Source organism: Casimicrobium huifangae (genome assembly GCF_009746125.1).
Classification (GTDB): Bacteria; Pseudomonadota; Gammaproteobacteria; order Burkholderiales; family Casimicrobiaceae; genus Casimicrobium; species Casimicrobium huifangae.
The window spans coordinates 2,411,937-2,435,700 of record NZ_CP041352.1; the positions used below are offsets into that span (position 1 = coordinate 2,411,937).

Sequence of the window (23,764 nt, forward strand, 5' to 3'; positions counted from 1 at the left end):
AAACCATCATCATCAGCACGAAATGCCGATGATGATGAAGAGAAAACTCACGTGGAAGCGGCCGCTGTTCTGGCTGATCCTGCCCATCTTCATCATCATGGTGTTCCTCGGTTTCCCGATGCCGGTGCCACCTCCCCCCGAAACCAAAGCCGGGCAAGCGCAATCTGCGCCGGGAGCAGCAAAGAAACCGTTCAGGCTGTAGCGCAGCGCAACTGGATTGACCGCTGGCGCACGGCAAGCCCTATTTGCCGGTATCCGCGTGTGCTCGCGCCAGCCATGCTTCGGTGCGCTTCCAGGTGTCCCGCGTGTAATCGTGGCGGTAGTTGCGACCAGTGAGGTCGAAGCCGTGTTCCGCGTTGTCGTACACGGTCATCTCGAATGCTGCGCCTTTTGCTTTGGCCGCTTTCTCGATCTCGCGGGCCTTGTCGATCATGCAGCAGTTGTTGTAGGTGTCGGCACCGGCGGCCAGCACCGTCAGCGGCACCTGCATGCGGCCCACCAGACCATCAACGTTCTGTATCCACGCGGTGAATGGGTAGACGGCAAGCACGCCAGAAATGATCTCCGTCTGGCCAATGGCATGCGCAAGTGCAGCACCGCCACCTAGCGAGAAGCCGATGACCGCGACCTTCTTTGACGTGGTGTTGGGCGAGGCCAGCAGGCTGCTCACTGCGTCCTTGAAGTTTTGCGCGGCCGGTTTGGTTCGCGACAGCATGTCGTTGCCATCAACCAGAAGTACGTTGTAGCCCAGCGCTGCCACGTCCCGAGCGTAAGACCGACGAGAATCCGGCCCGGATTGGCCGGACATGATCAGAACGGCCGGACCCTTGCCCTGCTTCGCCGCGATTTCCTCGCGAAAGTACGTGGTCTGGCCCAGAGCAGCGTTGGTCGCGACGACCGATGCCATCGCGAACGCGAAGACTCCGACGGCGATACGCAACGTGCGACGTGTGAGCATGATTCAACCTCCCGATGACCGCCGCCGCCATCTCAGCGCCGACACTTGGAGGCTAGGCCAGACCACGCCCGTTCGCAAGGCTGGGGACGTTACGTGTGCGTTACTTGATGGCATGGCAACTAACACACGCTACCGACCCGACTCAGAATTTCTTCTTTGCCAGCTTGTCGTGCATCTCATTCACCAGCATCAGCGCGGCCGAGCCGAAATGACTGTGATACTCGGCCAACATCTCACCCTTGATGATCACCGGGTCGGTTGCGACCAGTTTCTTCGCCTCATCGATATCGGGCGTCGCGAAGATGAACAGGCCGCGCCAGCCATCAACCCCATCGAACGGCCCGGCCATCACCAGTTTGCCTTCAGCGGCTAGGCGCTTCATGTTGGCGAAATGGCCTTTGAACATATCGTCACGTTCCGGCCCGGCGGGCATCTTGTTGGGCCCGGTCTTGAGCAGCACGAACACGTAGGAGCGCATTCCGTTTTCGTTGGCCCCGGTGCGCTTGGCGAGTTCGGCATCGAAAGCCGGCGTTGGCGCGCTGTCAGCCTTTTCGGCGGTGGCTTGCGCCTGCAATGCCAGTGGCAGCGCCAGCAACGCAGTGGCCATGAGCCCGCACGTGACGTTGCGCAGACGATAGGGTGAACTACCGCTGCATTGCGACGAACGACGAACATTGGTGGCAATTTGCGGCATAAACTTTCCAGATCAAAAGGGAGGGATGTGATGGAAAGTACCAGACCGTGCGCATCGTCCGCATGTCGCACTGCATCAAAGTGGCGTGTCAACCACTTGCTGGCAGCGCTGTTTGCCGCGTTCAGTAGCACGTCGACCGTTTACGCCCAGCAGCCTTCCCCGTGTACCAGCGCTGCGCACCGCGCCTTCGACTTCTGGCTCGGCGAGTGGCAAGTGCATGGCGCCAACGGCAAACAGGCTGGAACTAACGCCATCACCAGTGCGCATGGCGGCTGCGTGCTGCGTGAGAGTTACCGCACACCCGGCAACTACAGCGGTGAAAGCATCAACATCTACGACGCCAGTCGCAAAGTGTGGCACCAGACCTGGGCGGATTCATCCGGCTTGCTGCTTACTCTTGAAGGCGGGCTGCAGGACGGCAGGATGGTGCTCGAAGGCGGTGGTATCGCGCCCGGCGGCGGCGTAATCAAGCACCGCATCACCTGGACACCAAACGCCGACGGCAGCGTGCGGCAACACTGGGAAAGCACAGACGCAGGCGGCAAATGGACGACCGCGTTTGACGGCAAGTACACGCGCAAGACCACCCCCTGACGTGACCGGGAGCTCTCACGCGCCCCGCCGTCCCCATAGAATCCGGCCATGCGCCGGCATGTGCTTCTCTACGGTCTGATCGGCGGCCTGATGGTCGCTGCGCTTCGCTTTGTCGAGTACCGCTGGCTGGTCGTCGAGCACTCACTGGAGCTTTACGGCGGGATCGTCGCAGCACTCTTTGCCGCGCTGGGCATCTGGCTCGGGCTACGTCTGACCCGACGGACTGATGTCGCGACTGTGCCAGAACCCGCATCGACCACGAGCGCCGCAACAACAGCGAGCGGAGCGTCTTTTACGCGCGACCAGGTGCGCGTTGCCGCGTTGGGCATCACGCCGCGCGAGCTTGAAATGCTGGAGCTGGTCGCCACCGGTCTCAGCAACAAGGAGATTGCCGCGCGCGAGTTCGTCAGCGAAAACACCGTTAAGACACACCTCAGCCGCGTGTTCGACAAACTCGGCGCGAAACGCAGAACACAGGCAGTGCAGTTGGCCAAACAAATGCGGTTGATTGCGTGACCGTTGCGCTGACGTCCCCTAGCCTGCACACGCTTTCGGACGCGGTTGCGTTGCTGCGCACATCACCTGCAGCGACCCGCGATTGGCGCGGTCACTGTTGACGGTGATGCACTTCTCCCACGCCTGCGCTGTCATGCCGTTACCGCTATCACTGATGTGAAAATCGTTCAGACGGTTGCAGGTGGGCCAATTGGGTGAGGCGCCGTAGCGTGGCAACATTTCGGCAGCGAGATTGGGACGGCCGCCCTGAGCTGAAGGTTTGACCGCGCCTGCGTCGGTGGCGCGTCTGCCGGGGCCCGGTGGTAATGCCGATACTGACGGGGCAGGCGACGCCGCGACACCCGGCTGGCTGGTGGCAACCAGCGCGTCACCCCGCAGCACGTACGTCACCGGCCCCTTCAGGGTCGGGCAGCAGCGCGGATCGTTGGGACCATAAACGCTGGCAACCGCCACCAGTCGTCCGTCAACCACCTTGAGCGCTTCAAAGGATGGGCCGCCAATGCCCGCCAGTTTGCGTGTAACACCCTGCTGCGCCTGCAGCACCACCATCTGTTGGCCCCAGTTGTTGCCGCCACCGCACCCCTCCAGTGTGTAGGCAGCGATGACCACCGGTCCTTCGATACCCGCCAGGTTGCCACTGATGGCCTCGATGGCATCCTCGTGCAGGATGCAGCCGTCCTTGCTGGCGACACCCCGTGCATAAGCAAGCGCCGCGGCCAGCGCCGAGCCTGATGGCGGCGACGGCTGTGGCGCTGCCGCGGACGCTGCAGGCGCAGGCGGCACGCCGGCAGGCGCGGGTGCGGTAGCCGGCGATGGCGTGTTGCCATTCGCTACTGGCGTTGACTTGGTCGCTGGCTCGGCGTTGGCGAAGCGGTCGAGCCCGGCGTTTTGCAGCAGGATGGGGACCAGCCGCTGCTTCTGCTGCTCCCAATCCGGCCGGTCGCGCTCGTCCGCACACGGTTGCATACCGCTCAGGCGATCGAAGCGAAACTGCTCCCCCTCGGTGATGAACGAGGTGTACTGGCATCCTCGCAGCAGCGCCCCAAAGCCATTCTGGGCGTCGTATTCCGTGCGGACCACGTACGCGGTTTCACCAGCCATCTTTTTCGACCACAGGACATCCTGCCGCACTGTCCGGAAGGAGCCGGGCGCTTTGAGCTCGCCCTTGATGATCTGGTCGGCTACCTGCTTTGCCTGTCCGTCGCCGGAAAACAGCGATCCCAGCGCGTTGCCGCTGCCCTTGCCCATGAATGCAGACGCTGCATTCCAGAAAAAGTAACCGGAAACCACCAACACCAAGCCGCCGCCGAGCAGTTGTGCCAGCGCGGTGGCCAATTTCGACCCACCGCGGACAGCCGGCCCTGCCTGTGCACTCACCGCCGCTGGCTGAGCAAAAGCCGCCGCTGGTGCTGCCGCAGACTGTATCGGGGCATCGAAATCGAGGCGCTCACTATCGAGTCGACAGGCAACTCCGGCCGCTCGCAACGCCACGAGATAGCGATCGCCGGTTGCAGCATCGACACCAGATTTGACGCGCACATCGCGCCCCGCCAACAGGGCAGCCGCCCGTTCGTCACTAATTTTCATCAGTTGCGCGAGCGCGGTGCGAACGGTGGTCGCGTCGAAACCGTCGAGGCAACGGCCCTCGACAATCACGCTGAACGTATCCATGCCAAAACCTCCGGGTATCTTATTTGCGCCTGTTGGCAGGCAGCCCGTTCAGTCTAATGCAGCCAGTCTGGCGACGGCGGTGGTTAGTGCTACTTCATCATGCGATGTGTTGGCGGCGAGCGTCAGCACATCGGCTTGACGCCACGGCCTGCATGATTAACTTCATCGCTGCGTCGCCGGTGATCCTGTCGGCGTGGCGGCATCCCGCCAAAGGCGTCGCGTCGCATCCACTTGTACACGGCAGTCGCACTAGTCGCGCGACTGCACGATGTCCGTAGGCACCCCGTTGCCGGGCAGAGCGCCGGGGTGCCCGGCGGACGATAACGAAGTTACTCGGCCCGTTGCAGTCGTTCCGCTTCCACCTTCGCCATCACCTCTTTGATGTAAGCGTCAGCCTGCCCGCGTGTCTTGATCTGCTGAAGCGGCGCACGAGTTCCGCCTTGCCGGCTTCTGAGCCGTCAGAAAGTTCGATCTCGGTTTTGAGCATGATGCCGAGAATGCCGGTGAGGTAGCCCTGCTCCGGGATTGGCGCCGTGGCGACCAGGGGACGCACATAGCCGGGCGTGGCCTTCAGTGCGGCTGATTGTGGCGGTGCCGGGTTGTTCAGCTGGGTTGGGCAATTGGTGCGCGCCGACGGCAACAGCAGGTGCAGCAGATTGTTGGCCTGAGCATCGCGGTCAGTCAGCGGGTTCATCCCGAGCAGTTTTTCCGTCGTCGCAAGCACGGTACTGTGGTCATACACCGTCTGGTCAACGCCGGCACCGACCCAGGGCGAGACGATGATGGCCGGCACCCGCACGCCCAGCGTGGTGAACGGAAAGCCGTACTGATTCAGCGTGGACGAGCTGCCATCGTTCGGCGCCGTGACCCCGCCTGGCGCCACGGAATCGTAGAAGCCGCCGTGTTCGTCGTAAGTGATGATCAGCAGGCTGTTGTTCCACAGCGGTGAATTACGGATCGACTCATAGACGTACTTGATCAAACCCTCACCGCCGTAGACATCGTCCATCGGGTGTTGCGAGGACCCGCCGGCATAACTGCCACTGACCACATTGCCGTAGTTGGGTTCGATGAAGGTGTACTGGGCGCTGTAGTTATTCTGCAGATCGGCCGCGAAGTTCTTCAGCGAATTCACCGAGAGCAATGTGATGCCCTTCAGCGACGACACCTGTGCGACCGCGCCTGCGATAGAACCGTTCTGCGGATCGTCGGAGAAACTGTTGGCGCTGTCGTTGTATAGCCGGTAACTGATGTTGCTGTTGCTCAGCGCGTCAAAGATCGAGCCGTGCGGATAGCTAAAACCGCTCACCGTTTCCCAATCTGTCATCTCGGTGGTGCTGGGGCTGTGATCGAGCCCATTGGACGACGCGCCATGCACAAAGAAGCGGTTGGGCCAGGTGGGGCCAGGCAGGGACGAGAACCAGTGATCGCAGAGCGTGAAGTTGGTCGCCAGCTGGTACATCACAGGCAACTGCTGCGCGGTGTTGAAGCAGGCCATGATGTCGCCGATATCCCCGCCGGGTGGCACCGGTCCCTCGGTCGTGCTGGTGGCATAGTTAGCCGCAAAGCCTGAGTTGTTGATCGGCGGATAGGGACCTCCTTGCGGATAGGTCACGCCCTGGCCACCGAGTTGCTCCACCACGTCGGTGAACTCGTGGCCGGGGTCAGACGGCATGCTGGTCGGGGCGCCGCTCGCAACGAAGTATTGCTGCCCGTTGTAGCTGTTGCTGTTGCTGGTGATCGCTGCGGTGATGCCGGGGATCCCCGACATGGCGAGCATGTTGTCGAAGGAATGGTTCTCCAGCATCAGCACAAACACGTTGGTGATGGGGTAGGCGTCGGCAATGGTGCCGGCAGAGAAGGTGTAGCTGTCGTGCGTGCCCGAGATGGGCAACGTCAGGTTGTAGGCGCCATTGGCCACCGGAATGGTCAGACTGGGCTTGCTGCTGGTCAGTCCGGCACCACCCAGCCACCAGTTGTTGGTTGTGCCATAGTGGCCCTGCCCGATGTTGAGCAGCGTTGATCCGCTGCCCTTGCTGGTGGTGACGTTGATCTGCACGGTGAAGAAGAAATTCAGCTCGTTTGGCGTGCCACCACCGCCCGAAGCGGCATATTCATGCGCCGAGCCGCCACTGGACGAATTGAAGGCATTGGCAACCGAAGACGAGTTCTTCCGATTGGCGGCGAAAGTGATGGTGAACTTGTTCCCGGATTTCTGGATGCTCGGTGGCACGACGTAGCTCTGCCCTGAGGTCACGTTGGCAGAGTTGTTCACGTAGGTCATGCTGGTGATCGAGGCCGAGTTGTCGGTAATGGTGATCACATTGGTCGAAGGTGAGGACATGCGCGTACTCCGTGGATTGATTGCCGATAGACGTCTTGTTACTGGCGGACGGTGCCAGGGCCAAACTTGAAGCTGTCGTGATCGCCGGACAGCGGCAGCACCAGCGTGTAGGCGCCGTTTGCAACCGGAACATCCAGACTGGGCACGCTACTGGTCACGGCACTGCCACCCAGCCACCAGTTGTTGGTGGTTGCGTAGTGCCCCTGGCCGACGTTGAGCAGCGTGGTGCCGGTGCCCTGCGCCGTCTCGAAGTTGATCTGCACGGTGAAGTAGAAGTTGAGCTGGTCCGGCGTGCCGCCGCCGCCCGAGGCCGCGTACTCAAAGGCGGTGCCGCCGCTCGACGCATTGAAGGAGTCGGCCACCGCCGTTGTCTTCTTCCGGTTGGCGTAGAACGTCAGCGTGAACACACGTCCGCTCTGTGTCACGGTCGGCGGCAGTTTGAAGTCCTGGCCGGCAGATACGACCGCGCTGTTGGCCACGTAGCTCATGCCGGTCACAGTGCCGGAGCTGTCGGTGATGGTGAGTACGTTTTTCGATATCGACATGCAAGTTCCTTTTTTCGTGGACGAGCGCAGCCGATCGATGCGACCGCTGTGCGTCGATCAATTGCAGGATGATGATTTGTCTGCCACCCAAGGCAACGACATTGCGTTGGTGAGCGGAGACGGGGCAAATTTAGGCGAGCTTTTCTGCGCCGTGTTGTCCCATTTGCGACCAGTCACAATTGAGACTTAATGCGCCAGCGGTCACGCAGATGTCATGACCTCGCTGCTGCCAGTGCGCGTGTTTGCCAAATCGCGTTGATGGGTCACGTAACCGGAGAATGACCCAAGCCAGTACGCAACGCTGCAACTTTCTGGTGATCGTGCGCCAGAATCAGCAAAATCACCCATTCGAATGACGCGACGACGAGCCGTGTCCGCTGCAATCGGCACTCCTCAACCACCATCGGAGTTCTCATGCGCAAAATCGTTTTGACCTTTGGCCTGATTGCCGGCGCCATGCTGTCGGCGATGATGCTTGCCACCCTGCCGTTCATGGACCAGATCGGCTTCGACAAGGGCATGTTCATCGGCTACACCGGCATGGTGCTGGCCTTTCTGATGGTTTACTTCGGCGTGCGTTCGTATCGCGACAACGTGGCTGGCGGCCAGATCGGGTTTGCTCGCGCCTTCGTGGTTGGTCTCGCCATCACCTTCGTGGCCAGCGCTTGTTACGTAGCAACCTGGCAATTCATCTATTACAAGGTGACACCTGACTTCGCCGAAAAGTACACCGTCTACGCGGTCGAGAAAGCAAGAAAATCTGGCGCCAGTGCGGAAAGGATCGCCGCACAGCAGAAGGAAATCAGCGAGATGATGGCAATCTACAAAAACCCGCTCGCCAACATCGCCATCACCTTTCTGGAGCCACTGCCCGTGGGCCTGCTGTTCACGCTCGTCACTGCAGCATTGCTCGGCCGCAAGCAATCGCGGCGAAGCACGGAGACGGCATCGTGACGCTGGTATTGCGCCTGCTGCTGGTCATCGCCCTGCTTGGCGGTGGCTATCACCTGTGGGGTGAGTACCGCGAGCATCGCGCGATGCGGGCATTGATAAGCCCGAACGGCTTCCTGCCGGTGCCCATGCCACCCAATGCGGCGCCCGGCACCGTGCTGGTGTTCGCGCCGATCAACTGCACACGTGAGGCAGCGCAGCGTGCACGCGCGCTTGCGCAGGAGCTGACCCAGCTCGGCATTCCCAACGTCCAGACGTCAAGCTATGCGGCGGCCAGTTTTGAGCCAACACCGGAGGCACTGGCCAGCCACCAGCGTTTGCACAAGGTGATGACCGGCGAGATCCCGATCGCCCTGGTCAACGGTATGGGCAAGGCGAACCCGTCTGTCGCCGACGTTGCGGCGGAATACGCCAGAACCCGCTGACGCGCGGCAGCACGTACTGCCGGCCGCTACTTGCCGCCGAACAGGCGGCGCAGCATGCCACCGAGGCCGCCGCTGCCCTTGAGCTCCGCAGCGCCCAGATTGGCGCGCACCGTTGCCGCGTAGTCCATGTCTTCGCGCTTGATGTGGTTCATCAGCCAGGTCACCAGCGCGTTCTGCATGTCAGTGGCAACCTGCAGATAGTCCTCGCCAAGCTTGAACCGCTGCTGGAATTCGCTGACACGACGCACGAACAGCTCATGCACGCGACGATGCGGCTGCAGGAAGCGGTAGTGCGCCTGCTCCATCATCGATTCTTCAAAACTGAAGTGCGACAGTGTGTAGTCGACCATCTCTTCGACCACGCGCTCGATCATGCCGCGGTCACCGCGCAGGCGTGCCTCGTGCAGCATGTTGATGTATTCGACGATGCGCTGGTGCTGGCCGTCGATGACGTCGATTCCGACGCTCAGATCCGGCGTCCAGGTGATCAAGTGAGACATATCTTGCTTTCTCCGAACGGACCCGGCGTTATCTCCCCGAAGGTCACAGTTCGCGATGTAGTTAAGATTCGTCCGATGCTATCGATGCGTCGCTGATGAGTATTGACACTTGTCAACGCAAGACACGGCGTGACGCAGCAAACCGCCTGACCTTGATCTGTGTCGGTTGCGCAGGGTTGAAAGTTACGCGGCGATTTCCATCGCGCCACCCAATGCCTCAATCAACTCCGGCATCAATTGCGCCAGTTCACCGGTGGTGATGGTCCAGTCGGCCTCGAAGCGGTCTGCCGCGTTCTCGCCGTCGCCGGCGCCAGTATCGGCTGGATCGCTCTCCGGGAACACGCCATCAAGAAACCGCACCCGCTTCACCTGCCATTTGTCGTTGAGGACAAAGCTCACCCGGCCGTTCCAGGTGAGCGCGAGGCGCGTGGGCAGTTTGCCGTTCTGGATGTGCTTGCGCACCTCGGCGTTGTTCAGCGAATGCTTGCTGTAGCGCACGATCGCCTGCGAGTCGTCGGTCGCCTTCAGCTCGCACTCCTCGTCAATATCGAAGCGGCCGGGTGCCTCGTGCGCGAGCAGCCACGCCGACATCTGCACCGCAGGCGAGGTATTGGTCTGCACCGGCGTCAGCTCAATGTCGTCGAGGCAACGCAGCAGCATGGCAACCACTTCGTCGGCGCGTGTGGGCGAACCGCTATCGACCAGCAATAGCCCGGCGGTGCGATCGATCCACACCGTCGTGTGCGCGAGGCGGGTGAAGGCACGCGGCAGCAGGTCAAGCCGCATTTCCTCGCGAATGTCACGCTTCTCGACGCGCCCGAGCTTGCGGCCCATCTGGTCTTCCAGCTTTTCGATGCGTTCCTCGGCGGCGCGGCGCACCACGTTGGCCGGCAGTACCTTGGTCTCGCTGGTCAGGCGCAGGATCAGATGCCCATTCACCACCTCGGCCAGCACTGCATGCGCCTCGTTGCGCGGCTCCGACCAGCCAATCGACTTTTCCTGCGTGGCGCCGCACTTCATGAAGCGGGTGAGACTCAGACCAGCCTCGATTTGCGCGGTGGTTTTCTTCCAGTCGGGGTTGATGCGGTAGGCGATGATGTTTTTGAACACGAAGGACCTTGATGACGGCTGCAGGCGTTAGTGCGCCCGCAAGGAGCAAAGCGCGGCGCGGCGGGTGATGCATGGGCACCCGCAGACGCGCGGAATCGGGATTGTTGACCGGGATCGACGCTTGTCTTTGACACAAGACACCGGTAATCAACAATACGATTTTACCGGGCGCGGTCAGCGCAAATTCACCAGCGACCGGCGAGGTCGACGTGCCGGCAGCTGCATCGTAACGTCCGCCCTGGCGGAGGCCAGCACCCGCGAGCCAGCCTCGCAGCAACGTGTACATCTTTTAATTGGAAAGCCCATTGGATAAGGGCTAGAAGGCGTATTTGTACGAAAGTCGACTTATTGCCAAAAAGTGAACCAAGCCCAATTGCGATGGGCATCTCCAGAAAAAGATGCCAATGCCGGTGAGCCAGTTTTGGCACCCTTGCGCTGCTATTGCCATGCCCAGTGAAATTTCGCCCTACTGCTGTTCAATCCCTCAATCGCCCAACGCCTCGGCATTTCCGGAGGACCGACGATGATCCACCCTCACCCACACCCCCGACCGCACGCCCACGAGCGGCATCGCCTGCGTCAGACGACCCCGGCTTCACGCGAGCAGGCCAATCCATCAGTGCGTCTGCTGCACCCTGTCCTGCGCCCACTTCGGCGCTGGGGCCAAGCCCTGGCCCTGCTGGCGGGTGCGGCACTATTGCTGCTGGCGACCAGCGCCCGCGCTGTCCCCGGCGGGCTCGAAAACAGTTTCGCCACCAGCGGCACCTACCAGTTCACCAATGCCCAAGGCTGGCTTGGCTTCCAGAGCGCCGTGCAGTCCACCGGCAAGATCATCACGCTGCATAGCTGCGGCACCTACTCCACCGCCGACGTTTGCGTGACCCGCCTGCAGGCCAACGGCAGTGGCGGTATCGACACCACCTTCGCGGCTACCGCTGCAATACCGGGCGTATTCCGCACCGGCGACGCCACCGCACAGGAGTTCGGCAGTTCACTGCTGGTCGATAACAGTGACCGCATCATCGGTGCCGGGCGCTGCGGCCCCAACTCACCGTGCATCTTCCGGCTCACCGCCAATGGTGATCTCGACACCACCTTCGGTACCGGCGGCTACGCACGGCTGCCCAGCCTGATCTCCGCCAAGGGGCTGGCGCTGCTGGGCGACGGTCGCATTGCCGTTGCTGGCGAATGCTTTTCCAGCGGCCATTACGTCTTCTGCGCGCACCGTCTGACCGCCGATGGCCTGCCGGACTCCACTTTCAACAGCGGCAACGTACGCCTGATCGACATGAGCGCCAGCAACAACCAGCCCAGCGACGTCGCCGTTTATCCCGATGGCCGCGTGCTGATCACCGGCTACTGCGACGACGGCGGATCAGCGAAGTTCTGCGTCACCCGTCTGACCCTTGCGGGCGCCCTGGACACCAGCTTCAACAGCACCGGCATCAAGCTCTACAGCGCCACCGGCCAGACCGGCGACGTGACTCGCCGCGTACGCATCCTGCCGGGGGGACGCATCATTCTTGCGGGCAGCTGCGGCGTATACGGCAACTCCAGCACCTGGCGCTTCTGTGTCGCCGCCCTCAACGACAGCGGCCAGCCCGACGCGGCCTTCGCCGGAGCAAGCTTCGTCTGGTTCAGCAGCGTCTACACCACGGTGAACATGAATCTGCTGCACGTGGCGGGCGACGGCAAAGTGCTGCTCGGTGGCCATTGCGGCAGCCCGCCGCAGATCGTCTGCATGCTGCGAACCAATCCGAACGGCACCCTGGACCCCACTTTTGGCTCGGGCGGACTGTCGTCGGCGGTGCCGAACATTGGCGGTGCCAGTGTCTACGGCGGCTTCGTCGCCCCCGGCAACAAGCTCCTGGTAAGCGCGCTGTGCAATTCAACCGGCGCCGACACCGCCTGGATCACCTGCGTCTCCCGCTTTGATCTCGGCCCGCCAGCGGGGCAGCATTGCTCGCTCGATATCGACGACGATGGCTTCGTCAAGCCACAGACCGACGGCCTGCTCTGGCTACGCCTGCTGCTGGGCTTCCGTGGCAATGCGCTCACCCAGAACGCGGTCTCGAGCGGCGCCCTGCGCGCCAGCGCTGCAGCGATTTTCGATCACGCCTACAGCCAGTGCGGCGTTCGCTAACAGGAGATGAAGATGAACTATCGACATTTCATCGCGCGCTTGTGCAACGTCGCTGGCTTGGCTGCGGCGCTGTGGCTGGGCACCGCCTCGACGGCATTCGCCGCCGGTGGCGACTTCGACACCAACTTCAGCCCGAGCGGCAACCCGGCGGGCATCGCCCGCTTCATCGCCGGTGGGTCCGAAAGCCGCAGCGAGGCCCTGCTGGTCACCGAGACCAATGCCGTGTTCGTCGCCGGCTACTGCCTGAATTCCGTCATTGAGCTGTGCATCAGCAAGCGCAACGCGGGCGGCGGTGCCGACAGCAGCTTTGGCGGCAGCGGCACCGTCACCATCAGCGGCTTCGGCAGTAGCGGCGCCAACGCATTGACGCGCGACCGACAGGGCAACCTCTGGGTGGGTGGCATGTGTGCCGGCAGCGGCTGCATCCACAAGATCTCGCCGTCCGGCGGCTTCTACGTCAATGTCGGTAGCGGTGGCCTGATCACGGTTCCCCAATTGCGATCGGTGCAAGTGATGACCATGACTGCCGACGGCAAGATTCTGGTCGGTGGCGTCTGCACCAATGTCGGCGCCGGCCAGCCTTGCCTCGGCCGGCTGCTGACTGACGGCAGCTTTGATCCTTCGTTCAACGGAGGCGCCATGTGGGTGTGGTCGACATTGCGCGGCGGCGCAGTGAAAACGCTGATCCCGCGCAGTGACGGCAAGGTTTATCTCGGCGCCACCTGCGACACCGGCACCTCGTCGGCGGTGAATCGCATGTGTTACGCCGACATCGCGAGCAATGGTTCGCTGCTCTCAACGTACACCGCGTCGGTACCGGGCAGCACCGCCGCCACGCTGGGCGGACTGGTACTCGCGTCCGACGGCGCCCTGATCGGCGCCGGCACCTGCACCGAGATCAGCACTGGCAACTTCCGCGGCTGCATGTTCCGCTTTCAGCCTGCCACCGGTATCGACACCACCTTTGGCAGCAGCGGCTACATCATGGGTATCGCGCTGGGCGCAACCACAATGTCCGTCTACGGCCTGCTCGAGCGCGAGGACGGCTCGCTGATCATGGTCACCCAGTGCATGGCATCCGCCACGCCGTTCCAGCGCTACGGCATCTGTCTGGCGGCGTTTGCGGCCAACGGCACGCCCTCGCCCCAGTTCGGTGGACAAAGCACGCGCCTGCTCGACACCGAGCCCACGCCCATCGGCGGCAGCTCACAGGCCAGCTGGCTGGGTACCGCCGCCACGATCACCGGCGACGGCAAACTGATCACATCAGGCTCTTGCTTTGCTGGCGTCAGCTCACCGCAAAGCTGCATCGCGCGCCTGCAACTGGAAACCACCCCGGCGACTCGCTGCACGATTGATCTCGACGGCAGCAACAGCACCGGCGCCAGCAGCGACGGCGTGCTGCTGATGCGCATGCTGCTGGGGCTTTCCGGCAACGCGGCGATCACCGGCGCGTTGTCGTCGAACGCCAGCCGCTTCAGTTGGGCGAGCGTGCGCGACTACGCGGGATTGCACTGCCGCTTGCCGGTCGCACCCTAGTCGTCGCGCGCGGGCCGCTGGCGCGGCGGCCGGTTCAATCGGCTGTCGCGCCCTTTCGCTTTGGCCACACCTTGCCGACCAGCGTAACAACCGCCAGCACGACGGCACCGGCGACGATGCCAAAGACGCCGTCAAGTAGCGTCGGCGCTACTGCGCCGGCCACGCCGCCCCAGTTGGCGGCCGTCGCCTCAATGAAATGATGCACGGCCGGGATGCCATGCGTCAGGATGCCACCGCCAACCAGGAACATGGCCGCAGTGCCAGCCACCGACAGCAGCCGCATCAGGTACGGCGCCGCGCGCAGGATGGCGGCGCCAAGGCCTCGCTTGAAGCAGGCCCAGCCACCCTCGCCCTGTGCCCGGCTCAGGTAAAGGCCGGCATCATCCAGCTTGACGATCCCGGCGACCAGCCCGTAGACGCCGATGGTCATGATGATGGCAATGCCGGTGAGCACGGTGAACTGGGTGGCAAATGGCTTGTCTGCCACGGTGCCCAGCGTGATGGCGATGATCTCGGCGGAAAGGATGAAATCGGTGCGGATCGCCCCCTTCACCTTGTCCTTCTCCACCTGCACCAGATCCACTTTCGGGTCCGACAGCGCATCCACCAGTTGCTGGTGATGGGCGTCATCCTCCGCCTTGCTGTGCAGGAACTTGTGGGCGAGCTTCTCGAAGCCCTCGAAGCACAAAAAGGCGCCGCCGATCATCAAGAGCGGCGTCACCGCCCACGGCGCAAAGGCACTGATCGCCAGCGCCAGCGGCACCAGAATCGCCTTGTTCAGCGCCGAGCCTTTCGCGACTGCCCACACCACCGGCAGCTCGCGATCCGCCGCCACGCCAGAGACCTGCTGCGCGTTCAGCGCCAGGTCATCACCAAGCACACCGGTGGTCTTTTTGGCAGCAACCTTGGTGAGCACCGCGACATCATCAAGGATGGTCGCGATATCGTCGATCAGGGCAAGAAGACTGGAAGCCATGCGGGTACTGCTACTGCGGGTGGTGGAACGGGCGCGTCAAAACGCGACCTGCAAGCATAGCGGCAAGCGGTGGCAGCGCCGAGCGCCGCATCAACACAGCATCAGCACGGCATCAATGCACCGTGCGCCTGCGTCAAGGCGCCAGCGCCATGCCGCAGGTGTTGGCCAGATGATCGCGAATGGCGGTCCAGGTTCGCCGTGTTGCTGCAGCCGGGAAGTTGATGCCGTTGATCACCGCGTTGCCGGTCATCCCGAGCGATACGCGGGTAAGGATCAGCGCGTCGGAAGTGGACAGCACACTGCCATCGCCGTCCACATCCATCGTGCACGACAGGCCATAGCGCACTGCGCAGAACGTCGCGCCCTCAAGGCTGCAATACCCGCCGAGCAGCAGCTTGCCGTCCGGTTGAATCAGTGCCGCTCGCACATTGTCCGCGCCGGTGGTCACCGCAGTCACGTGCCGCCCTGTGCCGCCGAGCGAGAGATCGAGCGAACCATCGGCTTTGAGCCGCAGCACACAGAAATCATTTCCTGTGGTGCCGTCAACGCAGGTGCCGGCGAGCACGATGCGTCCGTCCACCTGCTGTGTCACCGCAAAGGCCGTCGCAAAACCGATACCAACTGTCGCCGCCGCCGCGCCGCCTGAGGCAAACGTGCTGTCCACGCCGCCGCTGGCCGTCAGCCGCAGCGCCACAAAGCGTGACGGCACCTCGCTCGACGCGCCCGCCAGCAGCAGTCGCCCATCTGGCTGGAGGTAAACCGCGCGCGCCTCGCTGCAGACACTGCAGTCGCCCGATGCCACGACGAGCAAGCCCGCACCGTTGAACGTGCTGTCGAGGCTGCCGTCCGGGTTAAGGCGTAGCGCGCACATCCGTATGCCCGAGCTGGTTGCGCTGTTGCACGCGCCCACCTGCACGATCTTCTGATCCGGTTGCACCAGAATCGCGTTGGCAGTGCTTGACCCGGTGGTCGATACCGCCGTGACACGCATGCCGCGGCCATCCGGCGGCGCCGACGCGTTGAAGGACTGGTCCAGCGAGCCATCGCTGTTATAGCGGGCAATGCAAAACATCAGGTTGCCACCAACATTGCAAACCCCGCCCGCGACAATCTTCTGGTCGGACTGAATGGCCACAGCATTGGCCACCGAGGTTTCGGCGCCGCTGCTGGCGAAGGTCGTCACCACCCTGCCGGTGCTGTTGAAGCTGGTGTCCAGTGCGCCGGCTGCGGTGTAGCGCACCACGCAGAGCTGATCGAACTCGACATCGGCGCATGCGCCAGCTACCACGATCTTGCCGTCAGCCTGCACCGCTACCGCGCGGCCATAGGCGCCAACGACAGCAACCGGCGAGATCACCGAACCGGTGCCGTTGAACGTGGTGTCGAATTGCCCGGCCGCCGTCAGTCGAACCACACAGAAATCACTCTCTGCCGCGCCGTTGCAGACACCGGCCAGCACCACCTTGCCATCCGCCTGCAGCGCCATGCCGTAGGCACCCTTGAAGCTGTCGGTATGCGGGCCAATCTCTGTCTTGAACAACCCGTTGCTGCCGAAGGTTGCGTCGCGTGATAGCGTGTCGGCGTGGGTTGCGCTCAACGGCATGGCGATCAGCGCGGCGAATGCGCACGCCAGACGCGTCCCGGTGCCGTACGCGCCAAAGAAATTGTTCATCTTGATCCCCTCGTCACTGCAACCGTCTGCCGGTTGCTTGTCTGTTTACAAAATTCTGGCACGCAAGGTAGCGCGGCGTGGCCATGCCGCCCACTTTCGACGCGGTCTCCGGGTGCGAAGCGCGCGCAATGGCCAACCGCGATAATCGCAGTCACGCCTGATGTATCCCTGACTGCATGATCGAAGACATCCGCAAGACCCTCTGGGCGGCCGCCGACAAGCTGCGTGCCAACGTGGACGCCGCCGAGTACAAACACATCGTGCTTGGCCTCATCTTCCTGAAGTACGTGTCCGACACCTTCCAGGCCCGGCGAGACGAGCTTGCCCGCCGTTTTGGCGACGCCGCCGACGACTATCACCTGCCCGATGCGGACGCGGCCAGCATCGCCGCCGAACTGGAAGACCGCGACTACTACCGCGAGGTCAACGTATTCTGGGTGCCGGAAGGCGCCCGCTGGGAAGCCCTGCGCGCCGCCGCCAAGCAGGCCGACATCGGCAAGCGCATCGACGACGCGCTCGCCGAGATCGAAAGCGAAAACGCCAAGCTCAAAGGCATCCTCGACAAGCGCTACGCTCGCGCCCAACTGCCGCAGGGCAAGCTCGGCGAGCTGGTCGACCTGGTCTCCACCGTCGGCTTCGGGCACGACCTCAGCATCGCGCGCGACATTCTCGGCCAGGTCTACGAATACTTTCTTGGCCAGTTCGCCAGCGCCGAGGGCAAGAAGGGCGGCCAGTTCTACACGCCCGCCAGCATCGTCAAAACGCTGGTGGCCGTACTCGCCCCGCACCACGGCCAGGTGTATGACCCCTGCTGCGGCAGCGGCGGCATGTTCGTGCAGAGCGAGAAATTCATCGAAGCCCACGGTGGCAAGCTGGGCGATGTATCCATTTACGGGCAGGAAAGCAACCCCACCACCTGGCGGCTGGCCGCCATGAACCTGGCCATTCGCGGCATCGACTTCAACCTGGGCCGCGAGCCGGCCGACACCTTCACCCGCAACCAGCACCCCGACCTGCGCGCCGACTTCATCCTGGCGAATCCGCCGTTCAACATCAGCGACTGGTGGCACGGCAGTCTGGAAGGCGACCCGCGCTGGGTGTACGGCACGCCGCCGCAGGGCAACGCCAACTACGCCTGGCTGCAGCACATGCTGCACCACTTGAAGCCCGGCGGTCGCGCCGGCATCGTGCTCGCCAACGGCTCGATGTCCAGCAGCCAGAACAGCGAGGGCGAGATCCGTCGGGCCATGGTCGAGGCCGACGTGGTCGAATGCATGATCGCCCTGCCCGGCCAGCTCTTCTTCAACACCCAAATCCCCGCCTGCCTGTGGTTTCTCGCCAAGGGCAAGACCCAGCGCAAAGGCGAAGTGCTGTTCATCGACGCCCGCAAGCTCGGCACCTCGGTCAGCCGCGTGCAGATTGAGCTGAGCGACGAAGACATCGACAAGATTGCCGACACCTTTCACGCCTGGCGTTTGTCCCCCTCTCCCCTCGTGGGAGAGGGCCAGGGAGAGGGGGCACCTGCCTACGCCGACATCCCAGGCTTCTGCCGCTCAGTGAAACTCAGCGAAATCGCCGAACACGGCCACGTCCTCACCCCCGGCCGCTACGTGGGCGCCGAGGAGGTGGAGGACGACGACGAAGCCTTTGACGAGAAGATGCGCAAGCTGACCGAAAAACTGGGCGAGCAGATGGCCCAGGGTGCGGAGCTGGATGCGGTGATTCGGGCGAAGCTGGGGGGGCTGGGGTATGAGTTCTGAGTGGCCGGTGCAGCGACTTGACCAGATTGCCGAGATAAATCCAGCACGTAAGGTGCGCAAAGGAAGTGTTGTGCCTTTTGTTGACATGGCCGCACTGCCGCAACATTCACGCGACATCGGCGCAGAGGGGGTGCTTGTACGTGAAGCTAAGGGCGCCGGCGCACATTTTCAGAATGGCGACACTCTCCTAGCGCGCATAACTCCCTGTCTTGAAAACGGGAAAACAGCTCAAGTTCGCTGCCTAGACGGTGATGCCATTGCCGAAGGTTCAACGGAATTTATCGTTCTCTGCGGTAAAGACCCGGAAGACAACGATTTCATCTACTACCTTTGTCGTGAGCCAGCATTTCGTGAATATGCGATTGGTCGCATGGAGGGCACATCTGGTCGCCAGCGAGTTTCGTGGCAGTCGATTGCCGCATATGAGTTCGCATTTCCTCCGCCCGATGAACGTAGGGCGGCAGCTTGCGTGTTGTCGGCACTCGACGACCGCATCACCCTCCTGCGCGAAACCAACGCTACGCTAGAAGCCATCGCGCAGGCGCTGTTCAAGTCCTGGTTCGTCGATTTCGATCCCGTGCATGCCAAGGCACGAGGCGAACAACCCGAAGCCCTCCCCGAACCCCTCGCCGCACTATTCCCCGACAGCTTCGAAGAATCCCCGCTGGGCTTGGTGCCGAGGGGGTGGAGGGTTGGCGTTTTCGCCGACATTTGTGCGCGTATTGAAAGCGGTGGGACGCCGAAGCGCACAGTCCCTGAATACTGGAATGGGAATGTTTCTTGGCTTACCTCGGGCGAAGTTCGCAACCCAATCGTGTTCGAAACCAGGGAAACCATCAGCGACTTGGGAATGAAAGAAAGCTCAGCAAAACTCTGGCCACAAGGAACAACTGTTGTTGCAATGTATGGGGCAACGGCGGGCGAAGTGTGCCTTGTGGCGAAGCCTATGACAGCCAACCAGGCATGCTGTGGTTTGATTCCCAATCCACACACTCGCGCATTTATGTATGTGTGTGCCCGGCGCGAGCGGGAAAGTCTCGCATCAAAATCCTCTGGTTCAGCGCAACAAAACTTGAACAAGGGCCTTGTTGAGAGTCACCCGACAGTACTGCCGCCTGACGACCTTCTTCGAGCATACGAAGACATTGCAGGTGTGATGCTAGATGGCTGGATCGCAAACGCGCAACAAGCCCACACCCTATCCACCCTCCGCGACACCCTGCTCCCGCGCCTGATTTCTGGCCAATTGCGGCTGCCCGAGGCCGAGGCAGAGGCGTTGGCGGCATAGACAGCCGTCACACCTTGCGCGTATTGACAACAGCTACACAGCGGCGTACGATCCGTATATCCATTGTCAACACACGAGGCCAACCATGCGTGATGCCGCCATCAATTTGCGCGCCCTGCCGGAGCAGCGTGATCTGATCGATCACGCGGCGCAACTGCTGGGCAAGAACCGTTCGGATTTCATGCTGGAAGCCGCGTGTGACCGGGCGCAGGCGGTGCTGCTGGACCAGGTGTTCTTCAGCCTCGATGCTGAGAAGTTTCGCGCCTTCAATGCCGCGCTGGACGCGTCCGCTGCCCCCAATGCCGGGCTGGCGCGGCTGCTGGCCGTCACGCCGCCCTGGGCGCCGACCACCAGCGCAGCCTGAGCAGTGACGCTGCGGTTCACGGCGCCGGAGCCACTGGTGGCCCAGCACGCGGTGGATGCGTTCGACTGTGGCGAGCCGGTGCTCGATGACTGGCTGAAGCGCCGCGCCCTGGCCAACCAGTTGAGCGGCGCCAGCCGCACGTTCGTGGTGCTCGACGACGGCGCGCGGGCGTGCGGCTATTACGCGCTGGCCGCCGGCGCCGTGGCGCACCAGGCGGCGACCGGCGGCGTGCGCCGCAACATGCCGGACCCGATCCCCGTGCTGGTGCTGGCAAGGCTGGCAGTGGATCGCCGCGCACAGGGCATGCAGCTGGGCGGCGCCCTGCTGCAAGACGCGCTGAACCGGGCGCTCGTGGTGTCGCAGAACACGGGGGTGCGGGCGCTGCTGGTGCACGCCCTGCACGAGCGGGCGCGGCTGTTTTATGCACACTACGGCTTTCAGCCCTCACCGCTGGACGCCATGACGCTGATGCTGCGCCTGAAATCATGACCGAAGACCAGCTCGAACAGGAAACACTGGGATGGCTGCGCAGCGTGGGCTATGCCACGGCGAACGGGCTCGACATCGCGCCCGACGGCGCCACGCCCGAGCGCACCAGCTACGCGCAGGTGCTGCTGCTTGAGCGGCTGCGCGCCGCGCTGGCGCGCCTGAACCCGCAGATGCCCGCCGCCGCCCGCGACGACGCGCTGGACCAGGTGCGTGCGCTGGGCGAGCCCAGCCTGCTGGCAGCCAATCGCGCGCTGCACCGCCTGCTGGTGAACGGCGTGCCGGTGCAGTACCAGAAGGATGGCGAGACGCGCGGCGACTTTGCGCGGCTGGTGGACTGGGCGAACCCGGCAAGCAACGACTGGCTGGCGGTGAACCAGTTCAGCGTGAAGGGCACCCGCTACACGCGGCGGCCGGACATCGTGCTGTTCATCAATGGCCTGCCGCTGGTGGTGCTGGAACTGAAGAACCCGGCCGACGCCAACGCCGACATCTGGACGGCGTACCAGCAGTTGCAGACCTACAAGGAGCAGATCCCCGATCTCTTTCACTACAACGAGCTGATGGTGATCTCCGACGGTAGCGATGCACGCGCCGGCTCGCTGTCGGCGGATCGCGAGCGCTTCTTGCAGTGGCGCACGATCGACGGCGTGACGCTCGACCCGCTCGGCGAATTCAACGAGCTCGAAACCCTGGTGCACGGCCTGCTGGCGCCCGCGATGCTGCTCGATTACCTGCGCTACTTCGTGCTGTTTGAAGATGACGGCGGGCTGCTCAAGAAAGTGGCGGGCTATCACCAGTTTCATGCCGTGCGTGCCGCCATCGAGCAGGTGATCGCGGCCTCGCGCCCCGGTGGCAGTCGCAAGGGCGGCGTGGTGTGGCACACGCAGGGCAGCGGCAAGAGCATCACGATGACCTGCTTTGCAGCGCGCGTGATGCAGACCCCGACGATGGAGAACCCGACCATCGTGGTGATCACCGACCGCAACGACCTCGACGGGCAGTTGTTTGGAGTGTTCTCGCTGGCGGAAGATTTGCTGCGCGAGCAGCCGGTGCAGGCGACGACACGGCAGGACCTGCGCGCGCGGCTCGGCAACCGTCCGTCCGGTGGCATCATCTTCGCCACCATTCAAAAATTCATGCCCGGCGCCGATGAAGACAGCTTCCCCGTGCTCTCGGACCGCCGCAACATTGTGGTGATTGCCGACGAGGCCCACCGCACACAATATGGCTTTGCCGCGAAACTGAAAGCCCCCGCGCCACCGCGCGTGGGCACGGCCGCGAACGACGCGACAGTGGGCAGCACACTGCGTGCGGCCGAAGGTCCGCCGGGCGAATACATCAGCCGGTTTCAGGTGGGCTACGCGCAGCACCTGCGCGATGCGCTGCCGAACGCAACGTTTGTGGCCTTTACCGGTACGCCGGTGTCCAGCGAGGACCGCGACACGCGGGCGGTGTTTGGTGACTACATCCACGTCTACGACATGCAGCAGGCGAAGGAGGATGGTGCGACCGTCGCGATCTACTTTGAATCAAGGCTGGCGCGGCTGGGGTTGAAAGACGCCGATCTGCCGGAGCTCGATGAGGCGGTCGACGAGCTGACCGAGGACGAGGAAGAAACCCAGCAGGCACGACTCAAGAGCCGCTGGGCCGCGCTGGAGCGCGTGGTGGGCGCCGAGCCGCGGGTGGCCCGCGTGGCGGCCGATCTGGTGGCGCACTTCGAGGAACGGCAGCGCGCGCAGACCGGCAAGGCGATGGTGGTGGCGATGAGCCGCGACATCTGCGTCCACCTCTACGACGAGGTCATCAGGCTGCGCCCCGACTGGCACGACGCAGACCCGGAGAAAGGTGCGATCAAAATCGTGATGACCGGCTCGGCGAGCGACAAGGCGCTGCTGCGACCGCATATCTACAGCGGGCAGACCCGCAAACGGCTGGAGAAACGCTTCAAGGACCCGGCCGACCCGCTCGCCATGGTCATCGTGCGTGACATGTGGCTGACCGGTTTCGACGCGCCTTGCGTGCACACGCTCTACGTGGACAAGCCGATGAAGGGGCACAACCTGATGCAGGCGATCGCGCGGGTGAACCGCGTGTTCCGCGACAAGCAGGGCGGGCTGGTGGTGGACTACATCGGGATCGCCAACGAACTGCGCAGCGCGCTGAAGGATTACACCGCCAGCCATGGCCGTGGCCGGCCGACGGTGGATGCGGCCGAGGCGTACGCCGTGATGGCCGAAAAGCTCGATGTGCTGCGCGGCATGCTGCATGGCTTTGACTATTCCGCATTTCGCACGGCGGGCCATCGTCTGCTCGCGGGTGCCGCCAACCATGTGCTCGGGCTGACTGATGGCAAGAAGCGTTTTGCCGACATCGCGCTGGCGATGAGCAAGGCATTCACGCTGTGCTGCACGCTGGATGAGGCCAAGGCAGTGCGCGATGAGGTGGCCTTCCTGCAGTGCGTGAAGGTGATCCTGACCAAGCGTGAGCTGGCGCAACAAAAGCGGACCAACGAGGAACGCGAGCTGGCGGTACGGCAAATCATCAGCTCGGCGGTAGTGTCGGACGAAGTGGTGGATGTGTTTGATGCGGTGGGGCTGGACAAACCCAACATCGGCATCCTCGACGACGCGTTCCTGGAAGACGTGCGCAACTTGCCGGAACGCAACCTGGCCGTGGAGCTGCTTGATCGCCTGCTCGAAGGCGAGATCAGGACGCGCTTCGCGAGCAATCTCGTGCAGCAGCGGCGGTTTTCAGAACTGCTGGCCAACGTCATTACCCGCTACCAGAACCGCACCATCGAAACCGCACAGGTGATCGAAGAACTGATCGAGATGGCGCGCAAGTTCCGCGAGGCAGCCAATCGCGGCGAAGCGCTTGGGTTGAACGATGACGAAGTCCGCTTTTACGATGCGCTGGTGGACAACGAGTCCGCCGTGCGCGAACTGGGCGACGAAACGCTCAAGAAGATCGCCCACGAACTGACTGAAAGCCTGCGCCGCAACATCACTGTGGACTGGTCGCAGCGCGAGAGCGTGCGCGCCAAACTACGCCTGATGGTGAAACGCATCCTCCGCAAGTACCGCTACCCGCCCGATTTGCAAGACGGCGCGGTAGAGCTGGTGTTGCGGCAGGCAGAGGCGTTGGGCGACGCCTGGTCGTAGTCAGCGCAGCACATTTACACATTGGTACGCTGCAAAAGAAAAAGGGTTAGCGGCAATTAACCAG

At 63.0% G+C, this 23,764-nt stretch carries 21 protein-coding genes; 12 read left to right on the forward strand and 9 right to left on the reverse strand.

The window, feature by feature from the left end; translation table 11 throughout:
- Window positions 1–28 precede the first annotated feature (28 nt).
- Window positions 29–202, forward strand: a complete 174-nt coding sequence (locus tag FKL89_RS10915; protein WP_156862780.1) for a hypothetical protein — start codon at window positions 29–31, stop codon at window positions 200–202.
- Between the two features lie 39 nt (window positions 203–241).
- On the opposite strand, the gene FKL89_RS10920 is transcribed toward FKL89_RS10915, so the two are convergent.
- Complete coding sequence (locus FKL89_RS10920) at window positions 242–958, reverse strand: dienelactone hydrolase family protein (protein WP_156862781.1); 717 nt, start codon at window positions 956–958, stop codon at window positions 242–244.
- 142 nt (window positions 959–1,100) lie between these two features.
- Window positions 1,101–1,652: a YciI family protein gene (locus FKL89_RS10925; RefSeq protein WP_156862782.1), complete on the reverse strand. Its 552-nt coding sequence runs from the start codon at window positions 1,650–1,652 to the stop codon at window positions 1,101–1,103.
- Between the two features lie 30 nt (window positions 1,653–1,682).
- Here FKL89_RS10925 and FKL89_RS10930 point away from each other — a divergent pair, with 30 nt between their 5' ends.
- Complete coding sequence (locus FKL89_RS10930; RefSeq protein ID WP_156862783.1) at window positions 1,683–2,246, forward strand: DUF1579 domain-containing protein; 564 nt, start codon at window positions 1,683–1,685, stop codon at window positions 2,244–2,246.
- A 48-nt stretch (window positions 2,247–2,294) separates the two neighbouring features.
- Window positions 2,295–2,762 carry a response regulator transcription factor gene (locus tag FKL89_RS10935; protein WP_156862784.1) on the forward strand — a complete coding sequence of 156 codons (468 nt, stop codon included), beginning with the start codon at window positions 2,295–2,297 and terminating at the stop codon, window positions 2,760–2,762.
- An 18-nt stretch (window positions 2,763–2,780) separates the two neighbouring features.
- Here FKL89_RS10935 and FKL89_RS10940 read toward each other — a convergent pair whose 3' ends face one another.
- The 3 genes from FKL89_RS10940 to FKL89_RS10950 form a co-directional block, all read right to left on the reverse strand.
- Entirely contained in the window at window positions 2,781–4,433 is a 1,653-nt protein-coding gene (locus FKL89_RS10940) for a hypothetical protein (RefSeq protein ID WP_156862785.1), read from the reverse strand.
- Between the two features lie 370 nt (window positions 4,434–4,803).
- Window positions 4,804–6,777 carry an alkaline phosphatase family protein gene (locus FKL89_RS10945; protein ID WP_238363324.1) on the reverse strand — a complete coding sequence of 658 codons (1,974 nt, stop codon included), beginning with the start codon at window positions 6,775–6,777 and terminating at the stop codon, window positions 4,804–4,806.
- A gap of 38 nt (window positions 6,778–6,815) precedes the next feature.
- The gene (locus FKL89_RS10950; RefSeq protein WP_156862786.1) at window positions 6,816–7,322 is read right to left on the reverse strand and encodes a hypothetical protein; all 507 of its coding nucleotides are present in this window, start codon (window positions 7,320–7,322) and stop codon (window positions 6,816–6,818) included.
- A gap of 414 nt (window positions 7,323–7,736) precedes the next feature.
- Here FKL89_RS10950 and FKL89_RS10955 point away from each other — a divergent pair, with 414 nt between their 5' ends.
- Both FKL89_RS10955 and FKL89_RS10960 read left to right on the forward strand, forming a co-directional pair.
- A complete protein-coding gene (locus FKL89_RS10955; protein ID WP_156862787.1) occupies window positions 7,737–8,276 on the forward strand; it encodes a DUF4199 domain-containing protein in 540 nt (179 codons plus the stop codon).
- Complete coding sequence (locus FKL89_RS10960; protein WP_156862788.1) at window positions 8,273–8,698, forward strand: hypothetical protein; 426 nt, start codon at window positions 8,273–8,275, stop codon at window positions 8,696–8,698. The genes FKL89_RS10955 and FKL89_RS10960 overlap by 4 nt, the downstream gene beginning before the upstream one ends.
- 26 nt (window positions 8,699–8,724) lie before the next feature.
- On the opposite strand, the gene FKL89_RS10965 is transcribed toward FKL89_RS10960, so the two are convergent.
- Together FKL89_RS10965 and FKL89_RS10970 are read right to left on the reverse strand one after the other, a co-directional pair.
- A complete protein-coding gene (locus tag FKL89_RS10965; protein ID WP_156862789.1) occupies window positions 8,725–9,198 on the reverse strand; it encodes a bacteriohemerythrin in 474 nt (157 codons plus the stop codon).
- A 183-nt stretch (window positions 9,199–9,381) separates the two neighbouring features.
- Window positions 9,382–10,308 carry a recombination-associated protein RdgC gene (locus FKL89_RS10970; protein WP_156862790.1) on the reverse strand — a complete coding sequence of 309 codons (927 nt, stop codon included), beginning with the start codon at window positions 10,306–10,308 and terminating at the stop codon, window positions 9,382–9,384.
- A 523-nt stretch (window positions 10,309–10,831) separates the two neighbouring features.
- Between FKL89_RS10970 and FKL89_RS10975 the strand changes: the two genes are divergently transcribed.
- Together FKL89_RS10975 and FKL89_RS10980 are read left to right on the forward strand one after the other, a co-directional pair.
- The gene (locus tag FKL89_RS10975; protein WP_156862791.1) at window positions 10,832–12,451 is read left to right on the forward strand and encodes an NHL repeat-containing protein; all 1,620 of its coding nucleotides are present in this window, start codon (window positions 10,832–10,834) and stop codon (window positions 12,449–12,451) included.
- Window positions 12,452–12,463: 12 nt separating this feature from the next.
- Window positions 12,464–13,990, forward strand: coding sequence for a two-component regulator propeller domain-containing protein (locus FKL89_RS10980; RefSeq protein WP_162527492.1), 1,527 nt, complete (start codon window positions 12,464–12,466; stop codon window positions 13,988–13,990).
- Window positions 13,991–14,024: 34 nt separating this feature from the next.
- On the opposite strand, the gene FKL89_RS10985 is transcribed toward FKL89_RS10980, so the two are convergent.
- Both FKL89_RS10985 and FKL89_RS10990 read right to left on the reverse strand, forming a co-directional pair.
- A complete protein-coding gene (locus FKL89_RS10985; RefSeq protein WP_156862793.1) occupies window positions 14,025–14,966 on the reverse strand; it encodes a DUF808 domain-containing protein in 942 nt (313 codons plus the stop codon).
- Window positions 14,967–15,099: 133 nt separating this feature from the next.
- Window positions 15,100–16,638, reverse strand: coding sequence for an NHL repeat-containing protein (locus tag FKL89_RS10990; RefSeq protein WP_156862794.1), 1,539 nt, complete (start codon window positions 16,636–16,638; stop codon window positions 15,100–15,102).
- Window positions 16,639–16,814: 176 nt separating this feature from the next.
- Here FKL89_RS10990 and FKL89_RS10995 point away from each other — a divergent pair, with 176 nt between their 5' ends.
- The 5 genes from FKL89_RS10995 to FKL89_RS11015 all read left to right on the forward strand — a co-directional run bounded on the left by FKL89_RS10995 (window position 16,815) and on the right by FKL89_RS11015 (window position 23,700).
- On the forward strand, window positions 16,815–18,398 hold the full coding sequence (locus FKL89_RS10995) for a class I SAM-dependent DNA methyltransferase (protein ID WP_156862795.1): 1,584 nt from the start codon (window positions 16,815–16,817) through the stop codon (window positions 18,396–18,398).
- Window positions 18,388–19,686, forward strand: a complete 1,299-nt coding sequence (locus FKL89_RS11000) for a restriction endonuclease subunit S (protein WP_156862796.1) — start codon at window positions 18,388–18,390, stop codon at window positions 19,684–19,686. Before FKL89_RS10995 ends, FKL89_RS11000 begins: the two co-directional genes overlap by 11 nt.
- 85 nt (window positions 19,687–19,771) lie before the next feature.
- Window positions 19,772–20,050: a type II toxin-antitoxin system TacA family antitoxin gene (locus FKL89_RS11005; RefSeq protein ID WP_156862797.1), complete on the forward strand. Its 279-nt coding sequence runs from the start codon at window positions 19,772–19,774 to the stop codon at window positions 20,048–20,050.
- A gap of 36 nt (window positions 20,051–20,086) precedes the next feature.
- On the forward strand, window positions 20,087–20,539 hold the full coding sequence (locus FKL89_RS11010; protein WP_420361125.1) for a GNAT family N-acetyltransferase: 453 nt from the start codon (window positions 20,087–20,089) through the stop codon (window positions 20,537–20,539).
- The gene (locus FKL89_RS11015) at window positions 20,536–23,700 is read left to right on the forward strand and encodes a type I restriction endonuclease subunit R (protein WP_156862799.1); all 3,165 of its coding nucleotides are present in this window, start codon (window positions 20,536–20,538) and stop codon (window positions 23,698–23,700) included. Before FKL89_RS11010 ends, FKL89_RS11015 begins: the two co-directional genes overlap by 4 nt.
- Window positions 23,701–23,764 lie beyond the last annotated feature (64 nt).